The sequence below is a fragment of the Niallia sp. HCP3S3_B10 genome (genome assembly GCF_052064465.1).
GTDB classification, from domain to species: domain Bacteria; phylum Bacillota; class Bacilli; order Bacillales; family Cytobacillaceae; genus Niallia; species Niallia hominis.
The window spans coordinates 1-19,765 of record NZ_JBQHVO010000047.1 but is presented as its reverse complement, the minus strand read 5'-3'; the positions used below and the strand labels follow the sequence as shown (position 1 = coordinate 19,765).

Annotated in this window: 22 protein-coding genes; 6 read left to right on the top strand and 16 right to left on the bottom strand. The window is 33.6% G+C overall.

All coding sequences use genetic code 11. The annotated features are described in order from the left end of the window. Positions 1-81: 81 nt before the first annotated feature. Positions 82-222, bottom strand: a complete 141-nt coding sequence (locus ACTNDN_RS17875; protein WP_155986766.1) for a hypothetical protein — start codon at positions 220-222, stop codon at positions 82-84. A gap of 158 nt (positions 223-380) precedes the next feature. Between ACTNDN_RS17875 and ACTNDN_RS17870 the strand changes: the two genes are divergently transcribed. Beyond that, positions 381-1,166 carry a GNAT family N-acetyltransferase gene (locus ACTNDN_RS17870; protein ID WP_235249273.1) on the top strand — a complete coding sequence of 262 codons (786 nt, stop codon included), beginning with the start codon at positions 381-383 and terminating at the stop codon, positions 1,164-1,166. Positions 1,167-1,491: 325 nt separating this feature from the next. On the opposite strand, the gene ACTNDN_RS17865 is transcribed toward ACTNDN_RS17870, so the two are convergent. From ACTNDN_RS17865 to ACTNDN_RS17840, 6 genes are all read right to left on the bottom strand, one after another. After that, positions 1,492-2,055, bottom strand: a complete 564-nt coding sequence (locus ACTNDN_RS17865) for a hypothetical protein (RefSeq protein ID WP_031538705.1) — start codon at positions 2,053-2,055, stop codon at positions 1,492-1,494. Between the two features lie 138 nt (positions 2,056-2,193). Beyond that, positions 2,194-2,901 (bottom strand): SGNH/GDSL hydrolase family protein, encoded by a 708-nt coding sequence (locus ACTNDN_RS17860; RefSeq protein WP_349204563.1) that lies wholly within the window; start codon positions 2,899-2,901, stop codon positions 2,194-2,196. Between the two features lie 156 nt (positions 2,902-3,057). Then, entirely contained in the window at positions 3,058-4,677 is a 1,620-nt protein-coding gene (locus tag ACTNDN_RS17855; RefSeq protein ID WP_031538701.1) for an MDR family MFS transporter, read from the bottom strand. Between the two features lie 28 nt (positions 4,678-4,705). Further along, positions 4,706-5,125: a MarR family winged helix-turn-helix transcriptional regulator gene (locus tag ACTNDN_RS17850; protein ID WP_031538699.1), complete on the bottom strand. Its 420-nt coding sequence runs from the start codon at positions 5,123-5,125 to the stop codon at positions 4,706-4,708. Between the two features lie 309 nt (positions 5,126-5,434). Continuing rightward, a complete protein-coding gene (locus tag ACTNDN_RS17845) occupies positions 5,435-6,106 on the bottom strand; it encodes a GNAT family N-acetyltransferase (protein WP_349204564.1) in 672 nt (223 codons plus the stop codon). A 2-nt stretch (positions 6,107-6,108) separates the two neighbouring features. Continuing rightward, on the bottom strand, positions 6,109-6,978 hold the full coding sequence (locus ACTNDN_RS17840; protein WP_031538694.1) for a carbon-nitrogen hydrolase family protein: 870 nt from the start codon (positions 6,976-6,978) through the stop codon (positions 6,109-6,111). Between the two features lie 353 nt (positions 6,979-7,331). Between ACTNDN_RS17840 and ACTNDN_RS17835 the strand changes: the two genes are divergently transcribed. Next, positions 7,332-7,493: a hypothetical protein gene (locus ACTNDN_RS17835; protein ID WP_155986765.1), complete on the top strand. Its 162-nt coding sequence runs from the start codon at positions 7,332-7,334 to the stop codon at positions 7,491-7,493. A 117-nt stretch (positions 7,494-7,610) separates the two neighbouring features. Here ACTNDN_RS17835 and ACTNDN_RS17830 read toward each other — a convergent pair whose 3' ends face one another. The 3 genes from ACTNDN_RS17830 to ACTNDN_RS17820 form a co-directional block, all read right to left on the bottom strand. Next, the gene (locus ACTNDN_RS17830) at positions 7,611-8,765 is read right to left on the bottom strand and encodes an acyl-CoA dehydrogenase family protein (protein WP_031538692.1); all 1,155 of its coding nucleotides are present in this window, start codon (positions 8,763-8,765) and stop codon (positions 7,611-7,613) included. Between the two features lie 97 nt (positions 8,766-8,862). Further along, positions 8,863-9,870: a DUF3231 family protein gene (locus tag ACTNDN_RS17825; protein WP_441131651.1), complete on the bottom strand. Its 1,008-nt coding sequence runs from the start codon at positions 9,868-9,870 to the stop codon at positions 8,863-8,865. Positions 9,871-9,936: 66 nt separating this feature from the next. After that, on the bottom strand, positions 9,937-11,355 hold the full coding sequence (locus tag ACTNDN_RS17820) for a phospholipase D-like domain-containing protein (RefSeq protein WP_441131650.1): 1,419 nt from the start codon (positions 11,353-11,355) through the stop codon (positions 9,937-9,939). A 252-nt stretch (positions 11,356-11,607) separates the two neighbouring features. Between ACTNDN_RS17820 and plsY the strand changes: the two genes are divergently transcribed. The 4 genes from plsY to ACTNDN_RS17800 all read left to right on the top strand — a co-directional run bounded on the left by plsY (position 11,608) and on the right by ACTNDN_RS17800 (position 14,825). Beyond that, complete coding sequence (gene plsY / locus ACTNDN_RS17815; RefSeq protein WP_031540131.1) at positions 11,608-12,210, top strand: glycerol-3-phosphate 1-O-acyltransferase PlsY; 603 nt, start codon at positions 11,608-11,610, stop codon at positions 12,208-12,210. Positions 12,211-12,314: 104 nt separating this feature from the next. Beyond that, positions 12,315-13,148 (top strand): ATP-binding protein, encoded by an 834-nt coding sequence (locus ACTNDN_RS17810; protein ID WP_441131649.1) that lies wholly within the window; start codon positions 12,315-12,317, stop codon positions 13,146-13,148. Positions 13,149-13,278: 130 nt separating this feature from the next. Next, positions 13,279-14,421 carry a CapA family protein gene (locus tag ACTNDN_RS17805; protein ID WP_441131647.1) on the top strand — a complete coding sequence of 381 codons (1,143 nt, stop codon included), beginning with the start codon at positions 13,279-13,281 and terminating at the stop codon, positions 14,419-14,421. A 116-nt stretch (positions 14,422-14,537) separates the two neighbouring features. Further along, positions 14,538-14,825 carry a HesB/YadR/YfhF family protein gene (locus ACTNDN_RS17800; protein WP_441131646.1) on the top strand — a complete coding sequence of 96 codons (288 nt, stop codon included), beginning with the start codon at positions 14,538-14,540 and terminating at the stop codon, positions 14,823-14,825. Positions 14,826-15,010: 185 nt separating this feature from the next. On the opposite strand, the gene ACTNDN_RS17795 is transcribed toward ACTNDN_RS17800, so the two are convergent. The 6 genes from ACTNDN_RS17795 to ACTNDN_RS17770 all read right to left on the bottom strand — a co-directional run bounded on the left by ACTNDN_RS17795 (position 15,011) and on the right by ACTNDN_RS17770 (position 19,438). After that, a complete protein-coding gene (locus ACTNDN_RS17795) occupies positions 15,011-15,301 on the bottom strand; it encodes a hypothetical protein (RefSeq protein ID WP_031540135.1) in 291 nt (96 codons plus the stop codon). A gap of 24 nt (positions 15,302-15,325) precedes the next feature. Further along, a complete protein-coding gene (locus ACTNDN_RS17790; protein WP_035416767.1) occupies positions 15,326-15,766 on the bottom strand; it encodes an acyl-CoA thioesterase in 441 nt (146 codons plus the stop codon). 15 nt (positions 15,767-15,781) lie between these two features. Beyond that, positions 15,782-18,124: an AAA family ATPase gene (locus ACTNDN_RS17785; protein ID WP_441131645.1), complete on the bottom strand. Its 2,343-nt coding sequence runs from the start codon at positions 18,122-18,124 to the stop codon at positions 15,782-15,784. A 246-nt stretch (positions 18,125-18,370) separates the two neighbouring features. Next, complete coding sequence (locus ACTNDN_RS17780) at positions 18,371-18,514, bottom strand: acid-soluble spore protein N (RefSeq protein ID WP_016205356.1); 144 nt, start codon at positions 18,512-18,514, stop codon at positions 18,371-18,373. Positions 18,515-18,586: 72 nt separating this feature from the next. Beyond that, positions 18,587-18,718 carry an FbpB family small basic protein gene (locus ACTNDN_RS17775; RefSeq protein WP_031540139.1) on the bottom strand — a complete coding sequence of 44 codons (132 nt, stop codon included), beginning with the start codon at positions 18,716-18,718 and terminating at the stop codon, positions 18,587-18,589. A gap of 213 nt (positions 18,719-18,931) precedes the next feature. Further along, a complete protein-coding gene (locus tag ACTNDN_RS17770) occupies positions 18,932-19,438 on the bottom strand; it encodes a TlpA disulfide reductase family protein (protein ID WP_031540140.1) in 507 nt (168 codons plus the stop codon). Between the last annotated feature and the right edge of the window lie 327 nt (positions 19,439-19,765).

Below are 19,765 nucleotides of genomic sequence, written 5' to 3'. Positions count from 1 at the left end.
CTTTGGAGTTGTAATTTTTTTGATGTGGATGTTATATTCGTTGGTTTATTTGCATGTGGATTTTATCGCTTGTTTTTAATATTAGTTTATGTTGGTATTGTTGCGGTTTTGGTTTTCATCTTGCGGATGAACGCCATTTTCTTTGACTCCTACTGCTAATATGGTGTTCATCTCCCTAATGAACACCACTTTCCACGCTTCTACTGCTAATGTAGTTTTCATCCCCCCCTCTTGACGCCACTTTCCTTCCCTCATCCAAGCAATACTATCCAATCTCTTTACAAAATCATTAATAAAACAATTCTTAACTCTATTTAAATTCTAAATATTATGGTAAACTTACAAATAATTATTTTATAGACAGAAAGAAGGTTACATAAATGATTCGAGAACTTACAGAGAAAGATCATTCCATTGTCATGGAATTTTTGTTCCAGAATCCTTCAATCAATCTATTTATTATTGGCGATATTGAAGCGTTCGGCTACCATGCAACATTCCAAAAGCTTTGGGGAGAATTTAAAAATGGGGAAGTAACTGCAGTTCTGCTAAAATACTTTGAAAGCTATATATTTTATTGTCAAGATAAGGACAATTTTGATGTAAACGGCTTTGCTACAATTATGTATTCTAATAACAAGCCTGTTACCTTGTCTGGTAAAGCTGAGTTAGTGGAGAGATTTGAAAATCACCCTAACATTACATTAGGAAAGAAAAGAGTCACATATTTTGCACAATGTGGAACAAAAAGAGAATTACAAGCAACCGAAACAATCAAAAACGCAACGATTGTTGATATTGACAGAATTGTAGCATTACAGCATTCCATCGATGAATTTAGCACGACAGATGAAACAAAAGAAATGTTAAAAAAAGCAATTGAATCTAAAACCGGACGCACATATTTTCTTGAAAATGATAGAGGAAATATTATTTCAACTGTTTCAACTACAGCCGAAAATTCCCAATCGGCAATGATAGTCGGTGTATGCACACACAAAGATTATCGGAATAATGGGTATGCTAGTAAGTTAATGACAGCACTTATTAATGATGTATTAGCTGAAAAACAATATGTCTGCTTGTTTTATGACAATCCAGAGGCAGGAAAGATTTATAAAAAAATCGGATTTGAAGATATTGGATTATGGACGATGTATCGTTAAATTATAAATAACAACAAATCCCTTTTGCTGATGTTAAAAAGCAAAAGGGATTTCTCAGTAATTTCCTATTAATTTTATAAGGCTGTTTTCGTAAAGTTTGTTGCGATTACCCGCAGCCGGAATACACTTCGCTTTCCGTGGGGCTAAGCTTAAGCCTCCGGGGTCTCAGACTGTCTCGCTAGTCCCACAGGATTCTTCATGTATTCCGGCTGCTAATTGTTTCCAACTAATTCTTTTTTTCCTATTGAAAAAACAATAATCCTTTAGAAAACAGCCTTTTATAAAAATAAGAACATCAATTTCCCCACTGATATGCTTATCTCCACTACTTAAGCAGCAATTCTAAATCTGTAAAAAGGGAAATGATTTTCTGTAAATGTCTCCATTCTTTTGATTGTATATTTACTAAATCAACAGTGTAAGAGGCATTTACAGTAACTAACCGAACTGTACATTTAACTGAATCAATTCCCAAGAGCTCTTCTTCCCAATTCCAAATTTTCAATCGATATAATTCCATCTTTAAAGCATCGTATTCGTATGGCTCGATTTTATTAAAAACTGGTGGAATGACAATTGGAAATTGACTCCATTCTTGAATTAAATAATTGTGAAGGTCAAAATCGATATGAATACTAAAAGAGTGTTCTTGATTAACCTTATATTCAACAATTAATTTTGTAATTTCTTTATCTGGATGAATCGATACAATATCATCACAAACCTCGAATAAGTCTTTCTTGCGAGAAAGGACAGACTTAATGGAGGACATTGAAATCGGTGTATCATCCTCTCCTAAATAGCGATTTAATTCATTATAAATGACGGAAAGGGTTGTTGGTCCATTAAGCTGCAAAACATCAATTATTTTTTCATACAAAGTATTCATCCGTTTTTCCTCCACTATTTAAATCGATGTATTGATAACTGTTTGTCTCTTTATCTTAAAGCAATATCCAATAATATTCCACAGCTAGTTTTGCTAAATAATGGATAGATAGGTTAAAACGAAAAAGTCCGAATGCTATTAGGATAACTGCTCTTTTTGTCCACCAGTTAAGCGCAGCATTTCTTCAAAAATAACATCACTCATTTTTTTATAACCCGCTGAATTTAAATGAATGCCATCATCACTAATAAAATCAGCAATATTCCCAGCTTTTATAAGAGCTGTTCTTACATCAATGCTAGGAAGATTTAATTGTTCAATTAAATTATTCAAATGAAAATTATATAAACTATGCCAATGTTCAATGCCTCCACAGCAACTTATCCAATGACTAATGGTTGTCCCATATCGATCAGCAATAAACTTATAATAACGTACTGGATCGAGCGGTGGTAATGTTAACAAAATTGGCGTGATATTAGATTGTTTCATTTTCGCTACCATATTGCCGATATTTTCAATGTATTGATTAATTGGCACAATTGGATCGTGGTTACTATCAGGATTTTCCGCCACTTCCTGCCATTTAAAATTGCAATCATTTCCGCCAACATTTAACAATACATAATTTGGTTCTTCTGAAAGAACATCTTTCTCCAATCGTTTCATTAATAAATCAGAATTATCATTAAACACACCTTTATTTAAAATAATGGTGTCTTCTGGATTCCTTACAGAAAATAATTTTTCAAGTATAGCGGGATAATTATCTTTAATGATTCTTACCCTACCTTTTACAAAGGAGACACCCCTTGTTAAGCTATCTCCAAAACAGATGATTTTCATTTAGCATCCCTACTTTTTTTCATTCAATTACTATAATTTATTATAACAGAAAAAAGGTTGTGCGAAAAAAATTTCGATTGTAACAAATTTTTCATAATTATTCTAAATAAAAAGGCTGTATCCAATTAATTTGGATGACAGCCAATATGATTCTTCTTAAGAGTTTTGTATATCGAGTACTTTATCTTCTTCTTTCTCCTCTTTAGGAGTAGCCTGATTTGTTGTACGTAGCGGGATTTCTTTTAAGAAAAACACTAATAAAAAGGCTACCACTAATACGATTGTACCTGTTAAAAATACAGTTGATAACGTATCACCTAAAGCGTCTCTAATACCCTCAATCATTTTTGTAAAAATCGGTTGAACATCTGCAGGTAGACTTGCTTCTGTTTGTTCAAGTAATGGCTTATTCATTAGAGCTTGCGGATTTGCAAAGCCAACAATTTGTTCAGTAATCTTAGGATCAACAGTTGCTAAATCTTTTACTACTGAAGAATTTTGCATCGTATTCTCCAAGTTTGTTTTTAAATTGTTGGACATAACTGTTCCCATTACTGCAATCCCGATTGTACCACCTAGGTTTCGGAATAGCTGTGTAGAAGCAGTTACTACACCTAATTCTTTATGAGACACAGCGTTTTGTGTTGCAATCGAGAATACCGGCATTCCTATACCAAGACCTAAGCCAAATACTATCATACTTAAAATAGCCATTGGTACACTATTCATAAAGATCATAATCGCCATACCAGCTATCATCGTTGGTACTCCAATTAATGCAAAGCGTTTATATTTCCCTGTTTTCGAAATTAATTGACCAATGATAGTACTTGAAATAACCATTACAATAGACATTGGCATTGTTACATAACCAGCATAAGTCGGTGAAATACCTAAAACTCCTTGAACGAAGAACGAAAGATAAATCATTGCACCCATCATCCCAAAGTTCATAATAAAGCCTATTATATTTGAAACAGTAACGATATTATTTTTGAATAAATGTAACGGTAATATTGGATTTTTCGCATTTTTTTCTACCAACACAAATACAATGGCGAAAATGATACTAGCAGCAATTAATCCAAGGATTTGAACAGATCCCCATGCATAATCTGTTCCTGCCCATGAAAAAGCTAACAATAATGGCACAATTGCAATCGTCATAAAGAACGAACCAATATAGTCGATGCTTTGTTTGCCGCTACCCTCTACTTTAGGGAATAATACCATAATCATTCCAAATGCGATAATACCAATCGGTAAGAAGATCCAGAATAGCCAATGCCAATCTAGGTGATCCACTAAATATCCACCTAATAGAGGTCCAAGCACACTGGAAAAACCAAATACTGCTGTTAATAAGCCCATCCATTTTCCACGCTCGCGTGGCGGGAATAAATCTCCAACTGCTGTGAAGGCTGATGATTGAATTATTCCGGCTCCAATCCCTTGAATACCACGGTATGCGATAAATTGAAATACATCATTAGAAGTACCCGTTAAAAAAGCACCAACCATAAATAATAAAATACCAATCAATAAGAATGGCTTACGGCCATACATATCAGATAGCTTTCCAACTAAAACGGTAGCAATAGTGGATGTAAGCATATAGATATTGATCGTCCATGTATAATAATCCATACCATCTAGTATAGATATAATTTTTGGCATTGCAGTACTTACGATTGTTTGGTTAATCGCTGCAAAAAACATCGCTGCCATTATGGCAATCATAATCGACAGTTTTTTCTTTTGTGTTAAATGTTCCATTGTTTTCTCTCTTTTCTTTATGAAATTATTAGAAATTCTCGTTTAATAGCTTGAAAATTCGTTTTAAGTGTTGAATATCTTCCTCCGTTAACTTTCGGAAATGTTCCTTCATCTTATTCTGCTGCTCTTTTTTCATATTATTAACTATCTTTCTTCCCTTATCGGTAATAGTAATGTTGACCACTCTTCGATCAGTCTTTGATCGATCTTTAGTAATATAATCATCGGCCAATAATTGATCGGTAATAGTGGTAACCGCAGCATTTGTAATGTGTACGCTTTTCGCAAGATCTGAGACATTTTGGGCTCCTTCTTTTTCTAAATGAAAAAGAAGTTTATATTGTGTAATATTTAAATCATTGCTATTTTTATTAAAATCACTTGTTAAATTTTTTATAAATGTGCCAAACATTGCTGCGACTTCAAAAAGCTCTTCGCCATTATGCACTTATCCCCCGTCCTTTCTGTAATTAATTCACAAATAAATAATTAAGAAGTTAATTATTAAGCAATAAATAACATATAACTTAATTATTTACATGTCAATTATTATTTTTATGTTTGTGGCAAATTCTTTTTAGACTATATGAGGAAGGGGACTTCCCTTAAGATGATTTGCTCGTTAACTAAGTTTTTTAGTACATAGACAGAGAAATTCACCGTTACGGAAAAACAAAAAAATGTCTTATTTAACCATCGATTAGAAGCGGGATGTTTATCCCTCTCCATCAATAAATTAAATAAGACATAACGAATTTTATTTAGTTTTAAAAGGGTTTTTCCATTCCATTAAAACTGCGTGATTCATTGAATCTTCGTCTTCCAAATATTGTGGCAATATGGTAACAGGTGTTCTTCCACACCGCAATAAAAACGTAATAACAGGATCTTTTACATGACCTGCGAGAACCTGCTCCAAATATTCCTCTGGGGAGAGCTCCTTTCTATACCTTTTATAGCCAGGCATCCTTCCCCCTCCAAGTAATCGGTCTAATCTTAATTCAATAGTTAAGTAATAAGCATGTTGCAAAAGTATCTTTCCAAAACCGAGTTTTCGGAATTTTGGGCGAATGCTGATATCCACCACATATAAGGCATCTCCATGTTCATCATTTGTAGTAATATATCCATTGTCCGTTATTTCTTCCCATGTATGATGAGGCTGATTTGGATTATAAGCGACTTGAAGACATGTTAAGGAACCTGCAAGCTCCCCATCCACTTCCACACAGATTGCCCCTTCAGGAAAATGAGAAAGATGACTAGACAATTGCTCAACATTCCACCATAGCTCCTCTGGAAATGGTGGTGGGAAGCATTCTGATTGAATAGCAATTAATTCGTGAAAATCTTTTTCCAGATAATTTCTGACCGTACATGGAATTGGCTGACCTGTGTCAAAAAGATAAAATTCACTATGAAGCGTCATAATTAGCCTTCCACGGTAGAATTCCAGTCAGGATAAAGATCTGTTCTTCTATCTCTCCAAGTTGTTACAGAACCTTTTTCTCTTACTTCATACAATAAAGACAAATCAAGGTCCGCTGTTACAACCATATCATTATTAAGCTCACCCTCTACAAGAATTCCTTTTGGTGGAAACGGGATATCATTAGGCGTAATGACTGCTGCCTGCCCAAAATTTGCACGCATAAAGTCAACATTTGTAAGCGTGCCAATTGTTCCAGTTACTACAACATATACTTGATTTTCAATTGCTCTTGCATGGCAAGTATAGCGTACACGATGAAAACCGTGGCGATCATCCGTACATGATGGGCAAAAAATCACATCTGCTCCTTTTGCCTTTGCCATACGAACGATTTCAGGGAATTCAATATCATAACAAGTTAAGATGGCAATTTTTCCTTTCTCTGTATCAAATATGCGAAAGGAATCCCCTTTTTCCATATTCCATTCATATTCTTCTGTAGGCGTGATATGAAGCTTTGCCTGCTCTTCTATTCTTCCATCTGGATAAAATAGATGTGCTACATTATACAATTTCTCTTCTCTGCGAATGACATGAGTTCCACCGATAATATGCATTCCAGTTTGAACAGCAAATGACCTGAATAAATCTTGATATTGCTCTGTAAATCCAGGTAGTTCATTAATCGTTAACGCGTTCGTCTCATCCCCCATTGATAAAAGCTGTGTTGTAAAAAATTCAGGAAATAAAACAAATTCCGCACCAAATTCACTTGCTGTTCGAACATAATGCTCACATTGTTTTGCAAATGCTTCAAAAGACTTAATGTTTTCTAATTTATACTGTACGGCAGAAACTCTTATTTTCATTTTCCATCTCCCTTTATATAGCGTATTTTTTTATCCCCAGCCCAATGTTACAACTAACCATTACTGGGATTTTAAAAAAGATCTTCCCCTGCACTATATCCCGATTAACGGGTAATATCACTTCTAATGAATTAGAAGTGTTTTTTATTAAAAAAAGAATGTTTCAAAATAAGATTATGAGTTATTTTTCTATATTTTTCAATGGTTTCACACCAATTTTTTTTATGAATTTTCTTTTTATATTTATGTTCTGAAAAGTGAAGTTGTTCATATTATTTTATAATCGATCATTGTTTACATTACACAAAAAAAGGAATAGAAAAGTAGCTGAAGATTTAAGGAGGGAAATGAATTTGATTGTTTTTATTTATACTTTCCTTGGTTTGATTTTGATAGAAGAACTAGTAGTTATCGGGCTAAAAAGATACATAAATGGATCGTTTAGAATGGAAACATATTTCCGTCATCTTTATCGAACATACAAAGTAAGAGCTGATTTAAAAAAAGTGAGTTAAACCCTGGTTTCTGAACGAAATCAACAATGAAAAAAAATAGCCAAACTACCTTATCAAGTAATTTGACTACCATTATTTAAAGATTGCTCGTTGGCAATCTTTTTTACTTGCTTTCGTTCATTTCATTTCATTTAGTGATTTTACTGTGAGCTGTTCGATTGTCATATCGTCCATTGGTGGATTATGTAAGCCTGCTCGTACGTCTCGGTAGTATCTTTGTAGTGGGCTTTTTGCGGACAAGCTACGTGCACCGACAATGCGCATGGCGATATCGACTACTTCGATTGCTATGTTTGTTACAACTAATTTCACTGCACTTAATTCTGGAAGAAGATGAGATTGCTGTTCTACAGATGATTCATCCCATTTTTTACTTACAGAATATAAAAAGTGTTTCGCTGTTTGCATTTTCAATTCCATTTCCCCAATTTTTGCTCGTACACTTGGGATATCGCTAATGGTTCCGTTTATACTATTTGGAGAATAATTTTTCGCAAAAGTCACTGCTTCCGTTTGTGCAGCTCCTGCGATTCCTAAATAGCATGCTGGAATATGCAATAGCCATGGATTAACTTTTTTCCGTCTTTCCAATTTTTCCACAAAATAATGTGCAGGAATTTCTACTGCTTCAAAATACACATCATTGCTTCCAGTACCCCTTAAAGCAATGCTATCCCATGTGTTTTCTATGCGTATTCCATTACAATCCTTTGGTATCAAAAAATTGCCTACTTCGTCTGTACCCTTGATAGATGCAGTAACAAGAAAAAAATCCAATACAGGAGACATAGTGGTAAAGGATTTATGTCCATTAATCACCCAATTTTCTCCATTCTTTTCGGCAGTAGTTTGTGGTTTTCCACCTCTTGTTGGACTTCCTGTTTGTGGCTCTGTTGCGGCACCATTTATTAATGCACCATTTAGCAATTGGTTATAGACTTCTTTAAGCGTCTCCTTTTGCCAGTTTGCCTCATACATATTTCTAACAACGCCCATATGCCATCCGATAGATAAGGCAGTAGATCCATCCCCTTGTGCAATTACCTCTTGGAATCTTACTAATTCATACAAAGAAATTTCTTGTCCGCCAAATTCTTTAGGTATTGTTAAGGTTGTGTAACCAGATTGCTGCAATTCCTTCATGTTTTCAAAGGGAAACGATCCATTTTCATCAACTTCCTTTGCTCTCTCAAAAAAATTTCTACTTAATTCAGAAAGCTTACTTACTCTTTTTGTGAAATCTTTTTCTTCATTAAAAAAATCAGTCACTATACCGACATCTCCCTTATCAGTTCATTTATAAAGCTATCATAGCATTATTTCCATTGACTGATAAGCAAAATGCAATGTCAGCATTATAGAAAGATACTTAGCTTCTATTTATGATATTTGTTCTATTTTCCATGCCCGGTGGTTCCTCTGTATAGCCTTTTTTGGCCATTAACTCTGCCCCATGTACCCCATAATCATAAATTTGCGTAATAAGGGGGATAAAGGTTACCGATAAGTCCTTCCGCAAACTAAATGTTGTTCCAATAGCATTACTGCCTAGTCCAAAACTACAAAACAAACTAATGCAATACAACATTAATTTGTCTGAAAAGGGAGCAATGGTAGAAACGGTTGGGCTTCCTACCCAGGCTATCGGAACTTGAATATCATCATCCATTAATTTTTTCGAAAGCTTCGTAATAATTTTCTTGGAAAGCTCTTTTCCTTGTGTGAAGAATTTTTTTATCTCTGGGTCTCTAGTTACTTGGGCAAACCCAGTAATTAATTGTTGTCCAATACTGTTGCTTTCAATGGATTGATAGAGAAAAGAAACTTCTACTGTATTTAACACTCTTTTATCCCCAAAGATACTATTTCCTTTTAAGTATTGTGTACTTACAACCATGTCCACTTGTTCTGGCATAGACACTTGTGGGGGACGGCTCAATGCACCCTTTTCAATTAAAAGCTCGGTGCACTCTTCATAACAATGCTGGGTTGTTACAGATAATTCTTGGAATAATTGAATAATGTCTTTTCGATAAGATCTTGCTAAATGTAATGCATGTAGTCCCATGCCAATTTCTGAAAGCATTCTCATTATTTGCAGAGAAAAAGTTGGTTGAAACAGTGGGGGTGCTTGTTTATTTAAATCTTTCTCAGAAAATCCATTTGGAATTTTCGCTCCCTCTGCTTTTAAAATTGTTTCAATTTTTTGTATCTCCTTCGCTAGTTTAAGCATATGGCTTTCATAATAGTTTTTTTCTTTTTTATCTTCATTAACAGAATGGAAATATTCTACCATTCGCAAAAACATCGTTTTTTCTTGATAAGTCATCCATAAAGTTGCGAGTTCGGATGATGTCAATATCTCTTTTTTATTCATACTGTACCCTCCAATTCATTCATAGTATTATTATTTGAAATGAAATAGAAATTATGAATAATAAAATTAATAAGTTGTGAACCATAAAAGCCTCTGTAATCGATAGACAATATAGCGAAAGAAAGGTAATTTACTTTGTGTATCTACATCCCTTGTATATTCTGCACCATCATTTGTCCATAATCTTTGAAAGTAGGATTTCGTTTCTTTCGCTACTTTTGTTTCTTTTTTGGCGATAATTTTAATGTCTGTTTCCAAGTTAAAATCATAAAGATTTCTACGCGTAAAATTAGCGGAACCACTAATAATGGTATCTGCTGTTTCTCTTTCTATTAGCATAATTTTCGGATGATATTGTTCTTTTCCTGTGTTATACCATTTAATATGAATATTTTTTGATACTTTTGATTTTCTTAGCTCTGCTACAACTGGAATATTGGGCAAGCCACTTTTTTTATTGCCAAAGGAATTTTGATTTGGGTCCAATAGTAAATAAATATGCACCCTTCTCGCTGCCGCTGCTTTGATTTCATCGATAACATTTCGATCTGCTAAATAGAGGATTCCTATCCAAATAGAATCTTTGCTATCTGTTTTACTGATTTCTTCTAATACATGTTTTCCTATTTTCCCTTCTGTCAGTAATTGAATTTCTATCTGTGTATTTTTTTCAGGTTGTTTTGGGATCCGTGGCAAATGGAGATGTTCATTCAATCTAGCTGCACTCTCTTCACTTTCAAGTAAATCATTAATTATGTTTCCGCCAACACGAAAAGCTATGTTTGAATGATAGCCACTTGCATTATGAATATTCCCACTCGATATGATTGCAGCATTTTCCGTAATTAATAGTTTTCGATGATTTGCTTTTACGTTTAATAGTTCTAAATAGGATAGCACGGTAATCTTTTGCCCACTTTTTGCTAAAAGATTAGGTAAATGACCATTCCCATTTGTTTTCCCCCACTGTCCAAACATTCGCCAAAAAGCAGAATAAAGTGGATTAGAATCTCGCAGCTCCTTTACATTTGTTTCGATAACTTTAATACCTATTTGTTTTAAATCATTTAATTCCTCTGATGGATAGGAACCATAGATTGTATTGATTTTATCCGTTAATAAAACAATACTAATGGAAGGATTATCCGTTTTTTTCTTTATTAGCGCTTTTGTAAATTCTTCTACTAAGGGTGGATAGACTTGGTCTTCATTTGTATCTTTATTAAATAAAAACATATCCACTACTATAAATTTCTTCGCTTGTTGAATGTCCTTTAGCATCGTATGAAACACTTCATGTTGAACAACTCTTTTGTTCTGTTTATTTTTGTAGGTGATGTCTGTTAATAGCTCAATATCTTCTACTTGATGGATAGCTCCCTCTACTGACATCCCAATTGGAAGAGGTTTTTTCACATGATAATATATAGTACTACTATATATAATGATAAAAAGCAGGAATAAAATACCAACTATCCGTTTCATCATTTTCCTCCCCATTTGCTTCATTTCTAAAGCGGTTTTCGTTGTTAAAGACTTGCCATTCACTTTTCACGGGGCTAATTCTCAAAATCAGTGATTTATGGTTGCTTAATATCTATTTAGTTTTTGCAATAATAGGAAGGATAATCATCTGTGGATGTAGAATATTTTTTTGAAAAAATGATGAGTTTTCGCAAATACATGATACAATATAAAAGCAAAAAGCATTTACATAGGTGAAGGAGATTACGAAAATTGATTATTGGACTATTAATTATACTCGCTTATTTAATTGGATCTATTCCTTCTGGACTAATAATAGGCAAAACCTTTTACAATAAAGATATACGAGAACACGGTAGTGGGAATTTAGGCGGTACCAATTCATTTCGAGTTCTTGGCAAGAAGGCAGGCTTTGCGGTAACAATTTCCGATATATTGAAAGGGACAATCGCAACATTGTTGCCAATACTTGCTACTCTTATATGGAACATTGACATAGAGATAAACCCGCTAATTTTTGGGATATTTGCAGTAGTTGGTCATATGTATCCAGTATTTGCTGGTTTTAAAGGTGGAAAAGCAGTTGCTACGTCTGCTGGCATTCTTCTTGGTCATGAACCACTTTTATTCCTTATTATTTTAGCGGTATTTTTTCTTACACTATATATATCAAAATATGTTTCTTTATCTTCCATGGTTGCTGGTCTCGCGGGACTTATCTATTCCCTTATCCTTTGGGACGATAAATTATTAATTTTTATTCTTGCCGTACTAACGATTTTTGTTGTTTATAGACATCGTGCCAATATAAAAAGAATCATTAATAAAACGGAGCCAAAAGTAACCTGGCTATAAAAAAGACCGATTTCGGTCTTTTTTTTATTTTACAAGTTTAATTTGACATTAAATGATTTATTTCGTCATACCTTTTACTATAATCGTTAAAGGGGCGAATAAGGATGACCAATCATACTGTAAATTACAAGAGTACTATTGAAGTTGCAGAAGACTTTGAAAATAAATTAGAAATGGTGGAAACGAAACTCCAGGAACAAAAAGCAAATATGGAGCATTTAATCGAATGTCTACAATCCTTAACTCTTTCTACAACCTATAGTGAAAATATAGCCAAAATGGTTTGTAGCATAACACATGAAGTACGTAACCCGCTTACGTCTATTAGCGGATTTTTGCAACTAATAAAACAAACAAATAATCTCCATTCCATTCATCAATACACGGATTTAGCACTAAGTGAATTAACACGAGCCAATGACTTAATTACCGATTTTTTAAATTTATCTAAATCTCAATCAAAGGAAAGTCACCCACTATCTATAAATAAATTAATCAAGGAAATGTCTTCTGTTTTTATGAGCGAAGCAAATTTAAAAGGAATAATCTTAAATATTGACTTAATATCAGACGAACCATTATGTATAATCCATGAACAGCATCTTACCCAAGTAATCGTAAATGTTGTAAAAAATGCCTTTGAAGCAACGGAAGCAAATCATTCTTCCAATCAAAAAGAGGTGGTTATTCAAACAAAAGTTTCTAGGGACCATCTCTTGGTTATAGTAAAAGATAATGGATGTGGCATGACAGAGGAACAGCTGAATCATTTATATACTCCGCTTAAAACGACGAAAAAAAATGGAACCGGCATGGGACTCTATGTCTGCAAAAAGCTGATTGAGAAATATAATGGTACTATGAAGGTCCAAAGTGCTATAGAAAAAGGGACAACCATTACCATACAGCTGCCATTCTACTTTTTAAAGCAACAATAACTTCCATTGTGATAGAGAACAGTGGCAGAAAAAAATCAATCAATTCCTTGTTCTTTACTTACAAATGGATCAATATTTGTTATGCTATTATTTGTAAAGTGATTTTAAAATTGTTTTAAAGAGGCTGATGATGAATAAAAGAAAAATAATCTACATGTTCTTCCTGATTGTTGTATTATGTATACTAGTGAGTGTGGGGATCTCAAAGTTTTTCCCTTCTACCTGCAAAGAATCTCATTCTATTTCAGGTAGAAACATTCATGATTTAGCAAAAGAAGAAAATAAAAAAATTACAATCGCAGCTATAGGCGACATACTTATCCATGATCGAGTCTATAATGATGCTCGAGAAGAAGATTATTATAATTTTGATAAAATGTTAGCTAATCTATCCAGTGAATTAAAAAAACCTGATTTATTGCTTGCAAACCAAGAAACAATTGTCGCTGGAGAAGCGATTGGGTTATCTGGCTATCCTACTTTTAATAGTCCCCACGAAATTGCCGATACCATAAAAAAAACAGGTGTTGATATTGTCACTACTGCAAATAATCATGCTTTAGACCGCGGAGTAGAAGCGCAAAAGCTTTCCATAAATTATTTAAATCAAATAGGTCTTCCCCATGTTGGAACCTATTTAAATAAAGGTGATCAAGATAAGATAGTTGTTTTAGAAAAAAATGATGTCAAGGTTGCTTATTTAGCTTATACCTATGGTTTAAATGGTATTCCCGTTCCAAAAGGAAGCGAGTATATCGTTAATGTAATCGATAAAGAAAAAATGAGTAACGAAATTCAACGGGCCAAAAAAGTTGCAGATGTTATAGTAATGGCCGTTCATTGGGGTAACGAATACGAGCGTTTTCCATCTAATGAGCAAAAAGAATTGGCACAGTTTTTTATCGATGAAGGTGTTCATATTATTTTCGGAAGTCATCCGCATGTTCTTCAGCCAATCGAATGGCTAGAAGGAAAAAATGGGCAAAAAGGTTTAGTTGTTTATTCGTTAGGGAACTTTTTATCTGGACAGGATGAAGAATATCGAGATATCGGTGGAATGGTAACTATTACGGTAAATAAACTGCAGAGAGGAAATTCGGCTACTATTACATTGGATCAGCCTTCCTTCTATCCTACCTTTGTTGCAAGTAAGAATGAAAGCAATTATATCATGCATCCATTGGTTACTTCAGAAGAAGCCGTTGATAAATATGGTGCTTCTATTTATAAAAAAATAATGGATCATATGCTAATAGAAGGACAAGCAGAGTAAAACCAAATGCAATTATTCGATAATTATAATAGAATCCTTTATAATTGAAATATACCAATAGAAATAGATTGCTTCCTTAGCATTTAAGGAGCAAAATTCATAAGAGGTGTGAAAACATGAAAATTGTGATTAGTGATAAAGCTGCCGAATGGTACAAGGATGAAATGCTGTTAAAAGATGGAGACTTTATTCGTTTCTTTGCTCGTTACGGCGGATGCAGTACAGTGCAGCAAGGTTTTTCTTTAGGAATTTCCAATGAACAGCCTGTAAATATTGGCGTAGAAACGGTAAAGGATGGAATTCATTATTATATAGAAGAAAAAGATTTATGGTATTTTGATGATAAAGATCTATTTGCAGATTTCAGTGAAGTAGCAAACGAACCAGAATATCGTCACGCATAGTAAGTTTTGAGCTAATGATAAAATACCTAAAAAACAGCGAAAAGGTAAGTTTCTCTCACCTTTCGCTGTTTTAATTTTGGTTATTTCAAAAAATAAGCTCGATATAATAAGCGATTCTGTATTGTTTATAGTTTGAACATTTTCCATTCCATACATTTACGCTTTAGAAAGTAGCATTCAAAAATCTATTTTAAACGCTCGGAAATACCCTCTTCTTTCAAAATTTTCTTTTGTGTATCACCCAATAAGTCAAAATGAGAATAGCCATCTTTCCGATAATGGATCCATTCTTCCTTTAACCCATACTTTTCGCCCCAGCTTTTTAACTTTTTTATATCGGAACATCCTACTTTTGTAACTGTCTTACAATCTGGGAAGCGATCATCTAACCAGTAATGAGTTAAAAATGCAATTTCCCCATTATCTATTCTTCTTTTCCACTCTGTCAGCTCTTGTCTTTTTAATCCAAAGGCCATGAAAGTAATCTCCTTTATATGGCTTTACTTGTCTGTTGGTTGCTTTTTAATTTCTTCATATTTATGAAACCATTCGGGAAAAATCTTCTTAAAAGGTTTCGGTCTAAATGTTTCCTTCGATACGATAATATGTGTCGTAGTTCCTTCCACACAGATTTCTTCATTCTGGTTGATAATCTGATATCCGTAAACTGTTTTTATCCCATCATTTGTTTCCACCCAAGTTTTAACCTTTGCTTGGTCTCCATAACGTAACGGCTTTTTATACATTGCATAGACATCATAGACTGGTGCAAAATACCCTTTATTTTCCATTTCTAAATAATCATAGCCAATGTCCTCAATTAGCCCTGTTCTACCTCTTTCAAAAAATTTAAGATAATTCGCATGATATACAACACCCATAGCATCTGTGTCTGCATAATATAATTCAATGTCTCTTATTGAAATAAAAAAATTATCCATTTGTTTCATACCGTCCTATTCTTCGATTTTCCGTTTATATCCTTGTAAAACATTTTCTATATCTTCAGCAATCAGTGTAGAAACATCTGCTTCCATTCCTTGCTCTAATTGCTCGGACAGTCGTAATGCTTGTAATTGCACTGCTTCATCGATAATATTAGTGGCAAATCTTCCATTTCCTTCAGTTGAAACTTTAGGCAGTTGATTCTTTAATATGGAGATAGCTTCTTCTGATAACGAATAATCATATTTCGCTGCATACATTTTCATTATGTCAATCAATTCCTCAGCTACATAATCAGCAAAATGGATAAACTTTTTAAACCTAGAAGTTAAGCCAGGATTGCTTTGTAGTAATGCAGTTATTTCATTTGGGTAGCCAGCCAGGATTACAACTAGATTCTCATTATGCTTTGTCATTTCCATCACTAATGTATCTATGACCTCTTTACCAAAATCTTGTCCACCATTTCCTAATAAGGAGTAAGCCTCATCAATAAATAACACGCCACCAAGTGCTTCTCTAATTTTTTTTCTTGTTTTTATAGCAGATTGACCTACATATCCCGCTACAAAGTCTGCCCTGCTTGTTACAACCAAATGTCCTCTCTTTAAGATTCCACAATCTTTAAGGAACTGAGCATATAATTTCGCAACAGTAGTCTTTCCTGTACCTGGATTCCCTGTAAATACAGCATGTAGTTGTATGGGCAAATTCTTTTGCGCCTTCTTTTGTCTTAATTGCTGAACCTTTACAAATGCTATAATTTTCTTTATTTCTTCTTTCACTTTCGATAATCCGATTAGTTCATTTAATTCTGTCGCTGGATTGATTGGTTTTTCCTTGTCATCACTAACAAAATCCAATTCTTGTAGCAATGTATATTTTAAGATTTCTTGTTGATTTGATTTACGGGAACCTTTGCTAAATATGGCATCAAGAACAATATTGCGAACAGCTCGAGCGTTCCCAAAGCTTTCATCCACTTGTTCCCTCTCAAGTCTTTTTAATAATGCTTTTTTACCATCTTCCGTCATAACATAGTCATTACTCGAAGCCATTCTTTCACCAATTGCTAATAATTCACTAGGTGTATAATCAGGTAAATGAATCATATTAGAGGCTGGAAAACGACTTCTTAACCCATGATTACCATCTAGGAATTGACGCATTTCCTCTGGGTAGCCTGCTAAAATAACAGCAAACTTACCACCAAACTCAGACCCTGTCATTAAGGAAACAAGCGTATCAATTGCTGTCTGGCCATAATCATTACCAGATTGTCCCTCACGTTTTAAGCTATAAGCTTCATCAATAAACAGAACGCCGCCAACTGCTTGTTTAACAACAGAACGTACATTTTCTTCTGTTTGTCCCATATAGCCACCTATTAATTGGGATCGATCTGTTTCTACAACCTCTGCGCTAGGCAATACACCTAGTTCATGATATATCTTGGCCATTAGACGGGCAAGCGTAGTTTTTCCAGTACCTGGATTACCTGTAAAGATCATGTTTAGACTTAATTCATCCTGAATCATATAGCCTAATTTTTTTCTTGCTTTTTGGTAGCTTAAAAACTGATAAAAATCCTGTACTCTTTTTTTTACTGTTGCAAGACCGACCATTTGCTCAAGTTGCTCTAACGAGGAAAGTGTCGTCTGTTTTTCTTCCTTTTCTTCTACAAAAAGGCTTGCCCATTCCTTTTTAAGTTCTTGAAGCTCTTCTATTAACGTTTTTACACTTTCATAGTAAATCGATGTATGAAACACACCACTAATAGATTCGGCATACTCTTCAGCAGATTTCAATAGCTCAGACGTTTTCTCAATCACTATTTTTAGCGTTTGTTCAATGGTTTCATATTTCGCAACTGCCTCTTTATTATCGTAAACAGTAGCATTTATTCTCTGTTTCTTAATATGTGCCACTTCATCTTCCATTTGCTCTAAAAATGCGCGACAATTATTTATATATTGCTCTGCAATTTTGCGTTTTGCTGTTCGATTATCGGTTTCGCGAATATTAGGGAAGACAAGCTGATCGAGCAAGTGGCTGAAATTCTTCCAATCATATTGGGAAAGATATTTAAGAGCCATTGTATTGTCTGGGTTTAGCTCAATAGCTTTGTTTAACCATGCGACCGCAATTGTATCCTTTTGATTCCCATGCATCCTGGATAATGCCGCTATCGTTAATAATTGGGAAATTTCTTTTCCATTCTGTGCTTCATTTAGCGTTTGAATCGCATCTAAGATTTTTTTTTCATTTTCTACGAAACCATGCTCTTCAAACTCTTTCTCTAACAGATAAATTTCTTGATCTTTTATATTTGGTTTTACTTGTTCGTTATTCATATGTTCACTTCACTTAATAAATTTAGGATATACCTTTTTAATACTAACATATTCCTTTATTTTCGTTAATGATTATGTACCTTTCTCATAGGATTTATCTTAGTAAAGTACCTTTCATCCCTAATATCATTAGTACAAGCATTTTTTCCTTTTTTCCGTCAAAAATAAAGACAGCAATTACTCATTCTTTTCATCAAAAAAATGAGTGATTGCTGTCTAATTATGGTTTATATTTTGAGGAGACAATTATTCCCCTTTTGTTTGAATTACTTGAGCATGTTGTCCTGATTTATCTTGCATTTGCTTTCCTTTGTTTCCACCAAAGCTTCTTGATTTTGTCCCAATATGGCTTGGTACAAAGTGTTTGCTATCTTTTTTAGGATTACTCATCTAATCAACTCCTTCTTTTATATTTTGTACAAAAGTACAAGCAGAATAGATGGTAATTTCTAGATTTTAATATTAACGAGCTTTTTTCAAATGCTTTCTTTCTAATCGTTCTTCAATTTTTTCAATTGCTTCTCTATCCTTTAATAATTGCATTTTATTCTCTAATACTAATTCTTGAAATGAACGTTTGCGAGGTTTTCTCATGGCTCATTCTCCTTTATAAAAAATTTGTATTATCATATTTCCCAATAAGTAAAATAATTATTACATGAAAAGAAATAATTTTTGAATCTATTTGAAAAGTTTTTGTTTTCTGATAATTAAAACAAGGGGTGCACTCCTTATTACTACATTTGTAATTATAGTATATCACCAGCAGTTTGTAAAGCGCTTACATGCTAATTTATATTATTTTCATTATTTTTTACTTTTTGTCAATTCTCTCATTTCTTTGAGGGTTAACATCGTAAAATGCTTATGGATGATATCTCCTTCTCTATTTAGGAAATAGGTGGTTGGTATACTAAGTATATGATATTGATTAGCAACCATATCTTTCTTGTCCATTAAAACTGGAAAAGTTAATTTTCTCTCCTGGACAAATTGTCTAACCCCTGCTTCATTTCCGCCATCAACATTTACAGCAAGGACAACCCAATCATTTTGTTTTTCCTTTGAAAAGGTTTCTATATCAAGCATTTCTTTTTTACACGGTGGGCACCAGGTTGTCCAAAAATTGATCATAACAAATTTACCTTTAAAATCGGATAACTCTACTTTATTTCCATTAAGATCTTTTAATGTAAAATTTGGAGCTTTGTCTCCAATGTTTAAACCATTCTTAGCTAGCATAACATCATTTGGTGTTGTAATAATAAGCATAGCCATTAGCAGCATAAGGAAAAATACTCGTTTAGGTGACATAACAGCCTCCTTTTATAATTAAATGAATTGTAAAAGATAACTTTATTAAGTCTTTCTTATAGATTATCCCAAATTTTTTTATTTATTATATTGAGTGCGTAAAATTATTTAATTATTATAATAATTAAATTTCCATAATGGATCAGTTAAGCAAATGCTGTTGTTACCAAGTTAGCAATGTAATTAGCATACATACTTTAACATTCTTTATTTCGAAAAAAAACAGCCCAATTAAATGAGGCCACTGACAAACTGAGGTCATTTCTAAATAATCAGCTGGCCGCATAAAAAAAAGACGACCCTCATTAAATTTTTTGAATGTAGAGT